This is a genomic window from Muricauda sp. SCSIO 64092 (assembly GCF_023016285.1).
GTDB lineage: Bacteria > Bacteroidota > Bacteroidia > Flavobacteriales > Flavobacteriaceae > Croceivirga.
Genome location: NZ_CP095413.1, coordinates 4,231,262 through 4,246,064, shown reverse-complemented (window position 1 = coordinate 4,246,064; position 14,803 = coordinate 4,231,262). Strand labels below are relative to the sequence as shown.

At 41.0% G+C, this 14,803-nt stretch carries 10 protein-coding genes; all 10 read right to left on the bottom strand.

The features are described from left to right. Window positions 1-218: 218 nt before the first annotated feature. The 10 genes from L0P88_RS17675 to L0P88_RS17630 all read right to left on the bottom strand — a co-directional run bounded on the left by L0P88_RS17675 (window position 219) and on the right by L0P88_RS17630 (window position 14,783). Entirely contained in the window at window positions 219-7,013 is a 6,795-nt protein-coding gene (locus tag L0P88_RS17675; protein WP_247131234.1) for a beta strand repeat-containing protein, read from the bottom strand. Between the two features lie 21 nt (window positions 7,014-7,034). Then, window positions 7,035-7,592 (bottom strand): conjugal transfer protein TraO, encoded by a 558-nt coding sequence (locus L0P88_RS17670; protein WP_247131233.1) that lies wholly within the window; start codon window positions 7,590-7,592, stop codon window positions 7,035-7,037. Window positions 7,593-7,848: 256 nt separating this feature from the next. Continuing rightward, entirely contained in the window at window positions 7,849-8,673 is an 825-nt protein-coding gene (locus L0P88_RS17665) for a DUF4138 domain-containing protein (protein ID WP_247131232.1), read from the bottom strand. Between the two features lie 14 nt (window positions 8,674-8,687). Beyond that, window positions 8,688-9,644 carry a conjugative transposon protein TraM gene (traM, locus tag L0P88_RS17660; RefSeq protein ID WP_247131231.1) on the bottom strand — a complete coding sequence of 319 codons (957 nt, stop codon included), beginning with the start codon at window positions 9,642-9,644 and terminating at the stop codon, window positions 8,688-8,690. Then, window positions 9,625-10,251 carry a conjugal transfer protein TraK gene (locus tag L0P88_RS17655; protein ID WP_247131230.1) on the bottom strand — a complete coding sequence of 209 codons (627 nt, stop codon included), beginning with the start codon at window positions 10,249-10,251 and terminating at the stop codon, window positions 9,625-9,627. Before L0P88_RS17655 ends, traM begins: the two co-directional genes overlap by 20 nt. Further along, on the bottom strand, window positions 10,235-10,603 hold the full coding sequence (locus tag L0P88_RS17650; protein ID WP_247131229.1) for a single-stranded DNA-binding protein: 369 nt from the start codon (window positions 10,601-10,603) through the stop codon (window positions 10,235-10,237). The genes L0P88_RS17655 and L0P88_RS17650 overlap by 17 nt, the downstream gene beginning before the upstream one ends. Before the next feature lie 48 nt (window positions 10,604-10,651). After that, entirely contained in the window at window positions 10,652-11,491 is an 840-nt protein-coding gene (locus L0P88_RS17645; protein ID WP_247131228.1) for a hypothetical protein, read from the bottom strand. Continuing rightward, entirely contained in the window at window positions 11,491-12,072 is a 582-nt protein-coding gene (locus L0P88_RS17640) for a type IV secretion system protein (RefSeq protein WP_247131227.1), read from the bottom strand. Before L0P88_RS17640 ends, L0P88_RS17645 begins: the two co-directional genes overlap by 1 nt. Before the next feature lie 34 nt (window positions 12,073-12,106). Then, window positions 12,107-14,512: a TraG family conjugative transposon ATPase gene (locus L0P88_RS17635; RefSeq protein WP_247131226.1), complete on the bottom strand. Its 2,406-nt coding sequence runs from the start codon at window positions 14,510-14,512 to the stop codon at window positions 12,107-12,109. Then, window positions 14,499-14,783, bottom strand: coding sequence for a hypothetical protein (locus L0P88_RS17630; protein WP_247131225.1), 285 nt, complete (start codon window positions 14,781-14,783; stop codon window positions 14,499-14,501). Before L0P88_RS17630 ends, L0P88_RS17635 begins: the two co-directional genes overlap by 14 nt. Window positions 14,784-14,803: the final 20 nt, after the last annotated feature.

Sequence of the window (14,803 nt, the reverse complement as noted above, 5' to 3'; positions counted from 1 at the left end):
AAGAGCTATATATTTTTTCGGAGTGTCCATGGGAAACATCTACTTTTTAATCATATCTTTTCAAAAATAGCCTAGGAGGAGAGTTTCCAAAAAAAATTTAATATCCTTTACACAAGTTAAAGGAGCGGATCAAGATGTTCGCTTTTGGACTTGACAATAAAGGCAGATAGTAATTTTACTATCTGCCTTTATTGTTTATTTAAGAATATTAATATGATTTAAAAGTTGCCTAAAAATACATTCGGATAACTGGGAGGTACCGTTGAATTCATTGTTTTCCAATTTGAGGTTTTTCCATTGGAAGTATGAATACGTATTTGGAAACTATTACCAGGATTCAGATAGTTTTGATTAAAAATTCCTGAAGTCATCGCATTGCTAACCCTATATCCACACGGAGTATCTGTATTGGAGGGTAATATTGATAGATGTTTATCCACAATGGTAACTCTTTTTGACGTTCCCAATACCAGTACATTGTTAAAAGCCCTACTGTTTATCGTACCAGTCTCAGTGGGACCATACGAAAGTTTGTAGCTATAAGTTCCTCCGTTACTGTTAAAGCCGGTTAGTGAGAAATTATGATTGGTAGTAACACCGTTATATCTTATGTCATAAGAAACAATTGTAGTCCCATCTACTGCAAAATTTGCATTATTTATAAAAGCCCTTACATTTGTTGAATAACTTGTTACACCTCCCAGATATACAGAAGAGTTGTTAATACAACTGGTTATTATGCCATTGCTATTTTGATATCTGGTATATCCCATAGCCCCAAACAAAATATTTGGGTTCACTACAATTTCAAAAGTTTCTGTAACTGTATTGACGTGGTCACTAATGCTGATATCATATACTACATCAGTAGATTTATTGGTTGTAAAATTTATGACATTTGCTCCCGAATTGAAGTTTACCTGAATATCAGTATTTAGTTGATAAGATCCAAAACCAGGTAAACAAAAAGTTGAATTAGGGCTACAAAAATAACCATTCGCATTACTCCGGGGGCTTATGTTTATGGTGTAAACTCCGGCTTCAGCAACATCAAAAGTTAGAAAGCCGCTCTGGGATTGATTGTACGAGAGTTTTGAAAAATTTATTTCCATGTCGGATGGTGACACATTCAAGAGTCTTTGATATGTCCTGGATAATATAGGCCCCTCTGAATTTGAGGCAATAAAACGTATTAAATGATTCCCTTCACTTGTTGGATAATAGATTCCTCCACTTGCGCCTGTTGAAAAAGAAGGTATTGTTTGACCATTTGTATAAGTGTTACCCTTATATACAAAAGTTCCGTTACCATTTGTTGTGAAAACTACTGAGTAAATGCTATTTCCTACTATTTCATTTAAAGTGAAATTTACACCAACATTATCATTGACTGTTACACTTGAGCTGGTTGTAGAACCTAAAAACTCAAAATCGTTAATTGATTCTATAAAAATATTCAAACTCTTATCTTTAGTTAGACTTTCTGAATTTGTTATAGTAAATTCTAAGTTATGCTCTAGTCCATCATTCGTGCCCGTATAGCATATGACAAAATTACCTGGACTAACTGTTATAGGTTGTCCTTGGCTATAAGTAGTTCCGTTATAATGCACAGTTCCTGATTCAGATGATGTAAATACCATTGTATAAGTTGAAGTGCCAACGGTTTCTGATAAATTAATATTGATGTCGGTACAATCATTCACTTTAGCACTATTCAAAGTGGGTATGGCAGTAAAGTTAAATTGTGATGGTATTTTATTCACTTCAATTTCAACAGTCTTACTACGTATCGATAATGTATTTTTATTTCTAACAGTAAACATTACACTAATATTACCTTCTTCTGTACCGGTAAAAGCCCAAGGTGTTGAGCCCGTATTGATCGGCCTATAAGTGTTTGGATTGATAGAGGTTCCATTGTACGATATTTGAGCAGTTTCAGAAGATGTAATTCGATATTTTACTTCATAATTGGTAAAGCTTTGTGTTGGCTCTGTTACACTAAGAAAAATGTTAGTGCTTTCACCAATTTCAATGCTTCCGTCCTGTGCAGCGGTATCAAAAGTAAAGGGAACATTGTCTATTGTAAATGAAATGGTCGAGCTTTTATATCTATTGTCCGAATCCATAACTTCAACCAGTATATTGACGGTTCCCTGAGAGGTTCCTTCAAATAAAAATGCTGTTGAACCAACATCGACTATCCCATCACGGTAACTTCCCAGGGGTATGGTGGTATTGTTTTCAGCAGTTTTAATTTGGCCATTGCCTGTAGATCCACCAGTAATACTGAACCGTACTCTATATGTTATTGAGTTATCATTACTTTCTTGAGAAATAATAGCATAAAAGTCCTTTTGAGAATTCAAAAACAAAGACCCATCCCCAACGGTTGATAATGTAAAATCTATACTATCATAATTTAAAGAAACATTGTCACTACTGCTTATAGGTAGATTATTGGTATTCGTTACCGTAAAAGTAATATTATGGGTTTCCGAAGAACTACCTGTATAAGCACCAGTAAAATTCCCGGGACTAACGGAAATGGGTTGCCCCTGGTTATAAGAGGTTCCATTATAGTCCAAAGTCCCAGTTCCAGTGGATGTAAACACCATAGAATATGTTGAATTACCTATGGTTTCCGTAATATTGAAATTAATAGGCACGCTTTGACCAACTGTTCCATCATTAGCTGAAGGAATTGCAGTAAAAGTAAATTGACTAACAGGAGGATTGGTAACAATTATGTCAATCGTTTGTGTGCGAGTTACATTAGTGGTTGTATTAAGTACAGTAAACAACAGCTCCACAGTTCCGCTTTCAGTTCCTTCAAACTTCCATGAGTACGAACCTGTGTTTACATTGAAAAAAGTATTTACAGACCTTACAAGTCCACCATCTTTTACATTGCCATCTCCACTTATTATTTCATACTTCATTTCGTAATTGTTTCCGGAGACAAAGGTTTCCGAAATGTTAAAGTTTAAAAATGTGGATTCACCTGTTTTGATTGTATTTTGTTGTGAAGCTCCAGAAAACTCAAATTCCAATAAATAATAAGTAATTGTAAAATCATCACTATGACTTATTGGCACGTTATTGGCGTTGGTTACTGTAAATAAAATATCATGTTCAATAGCAGTACTACTTTTATAAGTTCCGGTAAAGTTGCTCGAATTGACAGGTATAGACTGTCCTTGATTATATTCTATTCCATTATATACAAAAGTTGCTGAACTACTGGTTGTAAACACCATGGAATAATTTGAATTCCCAACAGTTTCAGTGATATTGAAGTGCACAAGTATGCTCTCCCCAACGGTCGCTGTATTGGCAGATGCAATGGCTCTAAATGTAAAGTCACTGACCGGAGGTTCATTTACTGTAATAATGACTGTTTGGGAGTGTGTTACATTTGTGGTCGTATTGATCGCTGTAAAGAGCAGCTCCACAGATCCACTACTGTTCGCCGCTTTGAACTCCCAAGAATAGTTGCCCGTATTCACGTTATAATAGGTATTTACCGATTGGGTTGTCGCACCATCCTTAACATTACCGTTCCCGCTGACAATCCCATATTTCATTTGGTATGCAGCACCGGAGGTAACGGCTTCATTAATGGTAAAATTCAAGTTGGTGGTCTTACCAGTTTCAATAGTGTTTTGCTGTGGTGCGCCACTAAAGGTAAAGTCTATGCTTCCCACATCAAAAGTCACTCGTGATGTTTTCGATTGGTTGTGGCTATCGGTGACAGTAACATCCACATAAACAATTCCGACACTAACAGCATTAAATACCATTGTGGTAGTTCCCTTATCCATATCATAAGGTTGCCCCATAGTAATAGAGGTATTGGCATTGGTGGTAATTTCACCGTTACCAACAGACCCCGAAGCGATATTATAAGAAACCAGGTAACTAATGTTCGGGTCATTCTGTGTCTGGGATAAGTGAACACTGAAATCTTCTGAATTTCCAACATATAATGAACTATCCCCTGAAGTCGATAGATTGAAATCAATATTGGTAAAGGTAATTTCAATATCATCACTATGGCTTATGGGCACATCATTGGCATTGGTTGCCGTAAAAGTTATATTATGAGCTGCTGAAACGTTACCTGTATAAGCTGCCGTAAAATTCCCTGGCGCAACGGTAATGGGCTCACCCTGTGCATAGGATATGCCGTTGTACTCCAGAGTACCGTTACCTGAAGAAGTATATACCATGGAATAATCTGAATTTCCTACGGTCTCGTTAATGTTGAAGTTCACGGGCACGCTCTCCCCCACGGTCGCCGTATTGGAAGAAGCAATGGCCGTAAATGTAAAGTCACTTACCGGTGGTTCATTGACCGTAATATCGACCGTTTGGGCATGGGTGACATTGGTAGTGGTATTAAGTACAGTAAACAGCAGCTCTACATTTTCGCTACCGATAGCTTCAAACTCCCATGAATAATTTCCCGTGTTCACGTTGTAATAGGTGTTGACCGATTGGGTCGTGGATCCATCCTTAATGTTGCCGATACCACTTACAATTTCGTATTTCATTTGATAAGAAGCTCCTGAAGCCACTGTTTCATGGATATTAAAATTGAGGTTTGTGGTCTGCCCGACCTCGATCTCATTTTGCTGCGGTGCCCCGGAAAATGTGAAATCTATATCTTGCACATCAAAAGTGACCTGTGACGTATGTGACTGGTTGTTGCTGTCGGTAACGGTGACATCTATAATGGTAAGCCCAATATCCGTTGCCGTAAAGTACATCGCCGTTGTACCCATATCAATGGGATATGGCTGCCCTAATGTGATGGGAACATTGGAGCTTGTGCTTATCTCTCCATTGCCCACGGAACCTGTAGCAATTTTATATGCAACGTTATAGGTTATCGATGGGTCGTTCTGTACCTGTGATAAGTGTACATTGAAATCCTCGGATGTCCCAGCATAAAGGGAGCTGTCGCCAGAGACGGACAAATTGAAATCAACATTGTGGTATGTAATGCTTATGGCATCGCTACGGCTAATTGGAACAGCATTGGTTGCCGTAAAGGTGATATCGTGGACACCGGGTGTACTTCCCAAATAAGAAGCGGTAAGGTTTCCTGGGGTTACGGTTATCGGATCTCCCTGGTTATAATTTACACCATTGTAACTCAATGTCCCCGTACCCGTAGTTGTGAATACCATTGAATATATCGAATTCCCAGTGGTCTCGGTGATGTTCAAATTAACAGGCACCTGCCGACCTATCGTTTCACTGTTGGCCGAACCAATAGCGGTAAAGGTGAAATCATCGGTTGGGTTAGGGACAATGACAAACTCAACTTCCCGATGTCGGACATGACCACTATTATTGGCAACATAAAAGGTATATGTTACATTCCCTTCGGAAAGGGCATTGAAATCCCAAGAAAACGGGCCATTTAAGACATCATAAAAGGTTCCTGCATCAAATTGGGCATTCCCGGAGGTCAAACTGGATTTTCCAGGACCGGAAACCGTGTAGTACACTTGGTAGGTGGCCCCGTCGCTACCATCCGTAATATTGAAATTAATATGGGTACCGGCATCGACATAAATATTGGTATCTTCCGCTATTGCTGTGAACATAAAGGATTCCTCATTGAAGGTTATGGAAAAATCATCTTCCATGACCTCATTGAGCACATTGGTCACCGTAAACAGAACATCGTGCTTTCCACGTATCAAGCCCTTGTAGTTTCCAATAAAATTGGATCGTTCAATCGGGATAGGTTCCCCCTGGGCATAGGTCGTTCCCCCGATTTCCAAAACGCCATTTGATGAAGATTCAAATATCATGGTATAGGGCGATCCTTGGGGACCTGTTTCCGTAATTAAAAAATTGACCGGAACATCATCGTTGACAGCGGCAAAATTTTCGGAATTGGTAGCCTTGAACCCAAATGCCCCATTTGATACCCCAATAGTGATGTTGAGTTGTTTTTCGGTTCCAGATGTGTTTTTTGCAAAAAAGGTGATGTCCACTGCTCCGGCTTCCAATGCCCCCAATTCCCAATAGTAGGCGTTTGCCCCAACTGGATAGTTAACACCTGGTGACAGTATTTCCCCAATATTCCCAAAAGTTCGTTTTAGTGTAGCGTTGCCCGAATTGATTTCATACCTACTTTCGTATACGTCCCCGCCGTCCAACAATTCATTGATCTCAAAGTTCAGGTTCGTGGATTCACCCACAAAAAGCGTATTACGTTGTGGTGCTCCTATATAGGTAAAATCAATGATATCGGCATTGAAACTCAGTTCCGCTTCTTTTAACTGGCCGTTTGAGTCCTTTGTTTGGAATAGGATGGTATGTTCGCCTGCTGCGTCCAATACCAAATTGTAAAACTGCGGGCCTTCTTGGATTGGAAAATATACGTTGGGTTCGATCTTAAAGGTGGATTCCCCGATATCATTGGTTTTGTACAGGCTACCTGACCCTTTCTTGAAACGTATCAAGGATTCATAGGTCACCGAACTGTCCTTTCCGGTATTCTCCGATCTATAGATTACCGGAGCGGTTTTACCTATAACAAGTGCAGTGGTCGTCGAATTTACCTCAATTTTAAAGGGATTATGGACAATGTCATAATTTAGGTGAACGGTCTCTGTCAGTCCCTCCATATCTTCTACGGTAAACTCGACCTTACATTTGCCCAATGCCGTTCCAATGAATTCTAGGTGCATTTCAAATTGCCCGCAGGTTTCCAATGTGTTTTCCGGTAACGGTTCCCCGCCTTTATAGCTTAAGGCCCCATCTCCATCGGCAACGGTATATCTGAATCGATACACGTTGTCCTTAACGATCCTCTCGGGAACGATCTGTATTTTGGTAGGTTCCCTATAATTAATGGTGGCAACGTTCTTATGCTCTTTGATAATTTCAAAAGGAAATGAAAATTGGATGTCCATGTCCTTTGTACAGGCAAAAAATGTTATTAGGGTGATACCTATGGCGATAGGTGTTTTATATACTTTTTTCATGATACGTAGTGAATTGTTATTTTAAAAGAGGAAGTATCGCACACCTACCCCTGCAAAGAGGGTGAATGCGCCCAGGTCGCTGTTAACGTGGTAGTATTCGCTGAACCTTAGGACAAGGCCGATGTCATTGTTTATGTAAATGTCAAGTTCGATAAGGGCAAGACCGCCATAAATGAATTTGGACCTGTCCAAGAGCAGCGCTCCGTTTTCAAGTAGGCCGTTCCCATGGTTCACTTCCTCATAGCCTATCAGGCCACCGCCCCCGATATTGAGCTTTATACTCTCCAGCCTGGAGGTATATATGTTCGTGATGTAACCGATATTTACATTGAACGTATTGTAGGATACTTTAAGGGATTCTTTTACTTCCGCTTTATTGGAGGAATAATAGATGCCTCCCTGTACAAAACCGGTTCTGGAAGTATGATGATCGTAATTGAGTGCAATGCCGATCCCATGAGGGCTGTAACCTCCCAAAAACTCTATGGCAGAGGAATGGTTCTGCGATTGGGCGTAAAAACAAATGCCGGTAAAAAGTATCAGCATGAATCGGGTTTTGATAATCGTTCTATTTTTCATGGTTTGTTGATTTTGTTTTATGTTTTGTGAATTGTTTTAGGGCATAGCTGTTCCTGGCCCAACTTTTGGGCATCTGTTCCTTTCTCCCTTTGGTACGGTTCGCTGCTGATCGGATCTTCAGGAAACACCTATGATCGTACACCCGCCATTGGCAAGCACGACCCTGGAAGCATCCGAGGTATCAATTGGGATGAAAATCCTTGGTTGGCGGGGTACTTTTCTTTATGCGGTAAATAGGCTAAGTGGAATCGCTTTTTTAATGGGCCCGCCCTATGTTTTGGGACTTTAACGGGTCCAAGGTGGACAGGATGACGGCCCTGCTCCCTTTTGACTCTTTTAGTTCGATTTCCAACATTTCATGATCTCCCAGGACGAATTTGGGCAATACATATACGAATCGTCCGGACTGCCCGTCCTTGATCAAGTCCGGTATTTTATATTTATATGATACATGCTGTTCCAATCGTTGGTAAGAGGCTTTCTTTTGCTTGTTGCCGTTGGTTCTATAGACATTTAAAAAATCAATTTCAAAGTCAATTCCCGAACGGTTCGTAATCTCTATCACCAGATATACTTCGGTGGCATTGTATACCATTTTTTGAAGTTGGAGTTTGATCCCCTTCCTTCGTTTTGTTGAAATGGGCAGGTACCTTGATTTTAATTGATATTCGCTGAACTTCTGAAAATAGGCGGTTCGGTCTACCGGTTCAGTGATCCGTTTATGGTCAATGGCCATTGGTCGCTCGTTTCCGATACTCTCGTTCCCGGAAATAAAATAGTTCAGCTTCGGCAATTGTGCCCTGTATTTCAAAATATAGGAATAGACCTGTCCATTTTTGGTCAGGGCCAAGAGGTTGCTTTCTGCTCCTGGGGTGGCTTGCAACAATCCAAAATATTGCTCTTTCTCCCGATTATAGGTGAACACGAAATTTGGCGTACCTGTAATTCCCTGGCGGATAGGCTCAGGGAAAAAGAGGGCCACGTTCTTTTTATCATTGGCATAAATAGTGTCCAACTTTTGCTGTGCCACGGTTGGGCCGGAAAACATAAAGGCCATGGTACAGATGATATAGGTTTTCATAGGAATGATTTTGATTACTGTTTGTTAGGGCCTAAAATGAGTTGATAGTTATCGGTTATGGTAACCTTTACGCTTCGGTTGTTCCGTTGGAATATTCGTTTGATACCGCTTACTCCTGTATTGAGCGGAGACGAAATATGGGGAAGACCAACGACGTTGATGTCATCGACAATATCACCGACCACTTCTTGTCCGGCCTCGGCCCTAAAACTGTTCTTGACGTAGATACCCTCACTTCCGTCCTGAAGATCGAAAGCTTTGAGCTTTACCGAGCGATGATCGATACTCTCGATCTCTATAAGGGTCCTGTTCGGTTTAAAGCTCACAGTTCCATAAACGGGCGTATTTTTCGAAAATGGCGTACCATTTATAATCGCGTTCCTGTTCAGGCGCATTTGCAGGCGATGATCGTTCCGTACCGTTTGCGTACCATCCACCCGAACATAAATGAACGCATCCGTGTTTTGGGAAATCGAGCTTTCGTTTTCCAACGGATTCGACGCAAAAAACAGTTGATGTTCCAGGCCTAACTCTTTAGTTACAATGGCATTTTCTTGCTTGTTGGTTTTAGGGATGGAATCTTTCTGGGTGTGTTTTGGTTCAATTTTAACATCAGGTTTCCTGAAGCTTCTATCGGAATAACTGATATGTCCTTCATTGTAGATACTATCTACGATGCGCATCTTTTCTTTTTCCAATAGATTCGGGTCATAAACTCCGGTCGAGTCCAACAAACGTTCATCATAAATACTGGGTGCATTGGTTTGGCGGGCTTCCTTTAGGTCGTCCAATGCCTCTAATTTGGAACCGTATTCTTTCTGTGCGTCTTCCAGCTCCGGGACCGGGATCTGATTGTTCTCAATTGTGGGTTCCTCTTCACTTCCCAATACGATTATCGAGTATGAGACAATGAAGAGCACTACGCACAAAATGACCCCGACGAACACGATCTTATTCTTTTCTATCTTCATAGTTTTTAAGTTTTCTCAGTTTATTTTCAAAAAAGTTGGTTATCAATAATCCGTGGGTATTGTTGGGAAAGTTCCTATCCACATGGATGATGTTTCCTGTTGTGGTCAGCTCATAGCGGTCCGTGACCGCCCCTCGGTTGATTTCAAAAATGACGGTGGTCTCAAAGCGATACGGTTCCTGTTGGATATCGATTTTGGATTCAATTTTTAATACCTTCTGTACTAAGGAGTATTGCAACAATCGGTTGTAGACCCCATCAGCTTTTTTCTGTCCGTACAATGCATCTACAGAACTGTTCCCCAGCCATAGCGCTTTCTCCAGGTTCTTTTCATAATTGCTCGCATCGATGTGGTAGAAATAAGTATGGAACAGTTCTAAATGTGATAATACTTCCACTTCCAAATTCTCGTACTGCTGTACCATTTTTAGGGGAATGACACTTCCATCCGAATTGACCACAAAGGCATTATTGACGGATTCTTTGTGAAGTTTTACGACCATAAACACGGATACGATACAGGTCAAAACTGCTCCAATAACGACTGCCAAAACAATGAATCGGTTGAGTCCAAGCACGTCGTAAATGTTCTTATAAGGCGTTTTCATCTTCGTCCTGATTTTTTTTTGCCTTGCCCAGTAGTAATATTTCGGATATCACTATCTGAGTTACCTGGCGCTTAACATTTTCTTTATCTTCGTAGGTGCGATAAGTCAGTTTACCCTCTATGGCAAGCTCTTGACCTTTTGTTACCAATCTTTCCACTATTTCAGCAACCTTGCCCCAGGCAATAAGCGTATGCCATTCTGTACGTTTTACTTTTTCACCTTTGGCATTTTTATAATGCGCATTGGTAGCCAATGATAGGCGGGCCACTTTATGGTTATTGTCCAATTCGGTTATCTCGGGTCTTTCCCCAACATTTCCGATCAACTGGACTTTGTTTCTTAGTTTGTTCATGATTCTAAATTTTTAATAATTGATTTTTGAGATTGCTGGCTTCTGGCGCTAGGAATTAAATAACCTGAATACAAAAGAGGTCGCCCTATGGTAAAGCTTGAACTTCAGCAGCACTATAAATCCGATGGAGCCAAATTGAAGCAATGGTGCAAAAAATGTACTTCCCCAATCCGTTCCGAAGAGGCTGTTCCAGAAGTTGGTATTGATTTCCGTGTACAGGTTGTTTACAAATACATTGACCAGGAAAAAGGCGGGCACCAACATATACACTCCTGCATAGAGCTTAAAGAAGTTGTAGGCCAGTGAACGGAACTTTTCAAATACGGCAAGACTGATCACCAAAGGGAAAAATGCTTGCATGATGCCCAACAGAAAGAAACGTTCTGCAAGGAACAAGGGGTAGATGAACAGATCCAATAGCCAAAGGAATATCCCTATTATAAAAGCCAGCATCTTTAAGCCGTACAGTGGTGTTACCAGAGCTTCGTACAACATGGCCAATGCTTTTTTGGCGGCTTCCAATGCGCCCACATCCTGTTCCAGATCGATGTCCTGCATCTGTAACGGGAGGAGCGCAGGAGCCGTGTTCCGGTATTGGGTCTCGATGGCCACTAAAATGGTATCAAAAACATCCAACACCTGTGTTGAGAAAATGACCAAGATGACCACCGCAAAATTCTTTGCGAGTTCCGCTGGGGTCAGTCCCCAGGTATACCCTTCGTTGTTGGCAACGCCTTCATTATACTTTTTAAGGATATTGATGAGAAAGAACAGAATGGCCAGTATCTTCATCCCGGTAATGGTGTACCGTGAAAAGCCACTGTTTTTGATGGTGGTAAATACCGCATCTACATATTCCAATCCTATGCCCAAAAAGATACCCGCCATTAGTAATTGGTTTTCCTGTTGTTGATTCTGTCCTGCATTTTGCGAAAGGCGATGATCTCACGGTAACGTTTGGTCCTGGCCTCGCTCTCAGCGACCATTTCCCTGGATTTTAGCTCCATTTCCTTTAGCACTGAAGCACGTTCCGCATCGGTCATTTTAAGGTTGTCACTGGACAATATCCGTTCGGTGTATTCCAATCCACTCAAAGAGTTCTCGATAATGGAGTTAAAGGATTCCGAGACCTTATTGACTTCACTGGGCTTGATATAAGGCGAGTTTAAAATCTCGCGTAGATCGTTCTGTACAATGTTGAACAAACGTTCGTTGTTCACTGCCATTTCCCGGACTGCCTTTAGCTGCTTGATAACATTGTTCACTTTCTCGATATTCTCTTTCTGCTGTTTGAGAAATTGAACCGTCTTTAATAGTTCAGAGGTCTGTTTTGCGGATTCTACCAGGGATTTGGAAAAACTGATAAAGTTGGTATTGTCATATACCGGGGTCCCCTGGGCCACAATGTGGCCAGATAATGAAATAGTTATGGTCAGTACCAATACTAATGTTTTGATTTTGTTCTTCATTTTAAAGGATTTTAATTGTTAATGTTAAATCAGCCTATGGCCGTTGTTTTATGAATGTGTTTATGGCTTCTTCCATATTGTTGGTGTTATTATAAATGGCCATTATGGCCTCGCTTTCCCTTCCGTCCGTGAGATATGCGGCATAGACCTCTTTGGGTACTTCGAGGCGGAAAATGTTGCTCTCCTTCCCGATCTTGATGAACATTTCCGTGTACTTTCTATCTCCTGTAAGGTTGTTGTGAATGGACTTTAATTGGTTGAGATCGTGGCTCGACAGGTTCAATCGCTTTTGAAGTTCTTCATACCCTTTTTCGTTCCGAAGGCTATAAATGACCTGTGTATTTTCCAGAATGCTTGCCGATGTGGAATTGTTGGGCAATTGGTTAATGGATTGTAGAACGATACCAATGGCCCCATTTTGCTTTCGGATGGCCTGATAATAGAATTCCACGCTCTCCAGAACATTATCGAATTTGAGCTGTTTGGCAAACTCATCAAAGAGAATGATTCCCCTTTCAGAGCGGTTTCTCCAGATGGTCCGCTGGATGGCCGATTTGATGAGTTTCAACATCACGGAAAGGATTTCCTTATTGTCCTTCACTTCATCGAGTTCAAAGACGATCATGCGTTTGTCCTCGATCTTAAAGGTCTGGTCCTCGCTTACATTGAAAAGGAAACTGTACAGGCCATCATCTACATATTCCGAAAGGATGTGCAGAAAGTTGTAAACGCTGAAATGCTCTTCCCTTATATTAAGGGTCTCTATGAGGCTATCTTTTTTGTTTTTTATAAATCGATATAAGGAGGCCAGGGAATGATCTGAACGGATGTGTTTATAGTAATGCAACAATACTTTTTTTACTGCCACCTCTTTGGCTTTTGAAACCTGATTGCCCTCTGCCAATAGTTCCAATAGGAAAATGGCCAGGTCTTCCAATCGCTCCGGGGTCAGATCGGCCTCATTGGAAATGTAAAAAGGATTGATGCCCAAATTTTTCCCTTGCTCATACCGTAAGATGATATGGTCATCGGGATAGAGCTTGGCAAATTTGGAATAGGAACCTCCCAGATCAATGATGACCAGTCGCACTTGCTGCTCGAAATACTGCCGAAGGATATTGTTCGCCAAAAAGGATTTACCTTCCCCCGTTGGGGCGAAAATGGCAAAGTTCCTGGCCTTGATGCGCCTCTTTTGTTCGTCCCATACATCCTTTAAAACGGGAATGTTGTGTTGCCTATCATTAAAGATGATGCCCTGTCCGTCCGACTTATAATTGCTGTTATTGATATACAGGCACAGCGCATGTTTCAGATCGGTTACGTACAGGTCCTCATTGGAAAAATTGGAACTGAAACATAGATAGGAATTGAGAAAGTAGTGCTTTCGTTCCTCGCCTTTTGGATAATACGGTACGATGTCCAGTTCCTTGAATTCGGTCTTGATCTTTGAGGCAATATTTTTTAGCCGTCCGGCTTCCGGGGACCAGAAAACAATGTTGAGATGCCCTCGTATAATTCTTGAACTGTCGTCTTCATTAATTTTAGCAACAATGGCCTCAATTTTCTTCTGAACGACCTTGTTCTGTGTTCCGAAGTTCGAACTTTTGTTGAGTTCTTCAATTTTTTTGTCCAGTAGTTTTCTCCATTTGTGCTTGTCATCCAGATATATGATTTGATTGATGATATGGTTCTCGTTCAGGTTCAGTCCCAATCCATCGATAAAGCCCTGATGGAATACAAAATCATCCGAAGTGAACTTGTCATTGGTCTTACTGCTCTGTACCACATCACCAAAACAGAGTTCGCTGTTTACCGCCAATACATCAAAATGGTTCCCACCGATTTCAATGGCGGATTTCCCTAATTGGACGTCCGTATCAAAACCGTCATTGAACCCATTGAAGTAGGCACTCGTAAGCTCTAAAATTTCGTTCTCTTTTAATTGTCTCAGGGACACCATGCGGCTGTTATTGATAAAGGAGACCGCATCGTTTACCGAGGCAATGAACTCCTGCACATTTTGATCTAATTTTTTATGGATGCCTTTTTCAACTTTTCGAAATGGGTTGGTGAATTTTGAAGCGTTCAGAGCTTTGTCCAATGGCAGGATAAAAAACAGATAGGATTCATGGCTTAGACATTCACGACCTTTAAAATGACGATGGGTCGCCTTTTCCAAAAAACTTTTGTTGGGGAGTTTATCCGCCGCATATTGGCCTTTCCCGTAGACATCCTGTTTATGGATTACCGTACTGATCGGTAAGGACTTGAATGCCTGGAACCAAGAACCGTGCATATCCTCAAAATCCTTTTCGGACAGGGAATAGATTTCTGGTAGGTCAGCTTTATAGCACAATACTACATTGCCGTTATTGGCAAAAACGATATGCTTTTCTATGCTCAGGATAGGATGGTATGCGGATAGGTTAATTTTCTTCATAATGAAATAGACTTTCTCGTTTGTTACTGATGGTGGTTGGAAATACTTTTTTGAAATGCAACAGGGCAGGGTGTTTGCCCAGTTGGGTCAGAACCGCATATAAGCTTCCATTGAAAAGGAATACCATAATGATGACCAAAAAGCTAAAGGAAAAGATGATCAGCAGTAACGACCCGATTACCGATGTCATCATGAGCGCGAACAATGAAATGGGCAACCCCATGATCACTGCTCGTTTTCGGATATCCTTATGGACCTCATATTTTTTCATAAAGCTTGGATGAATAAATT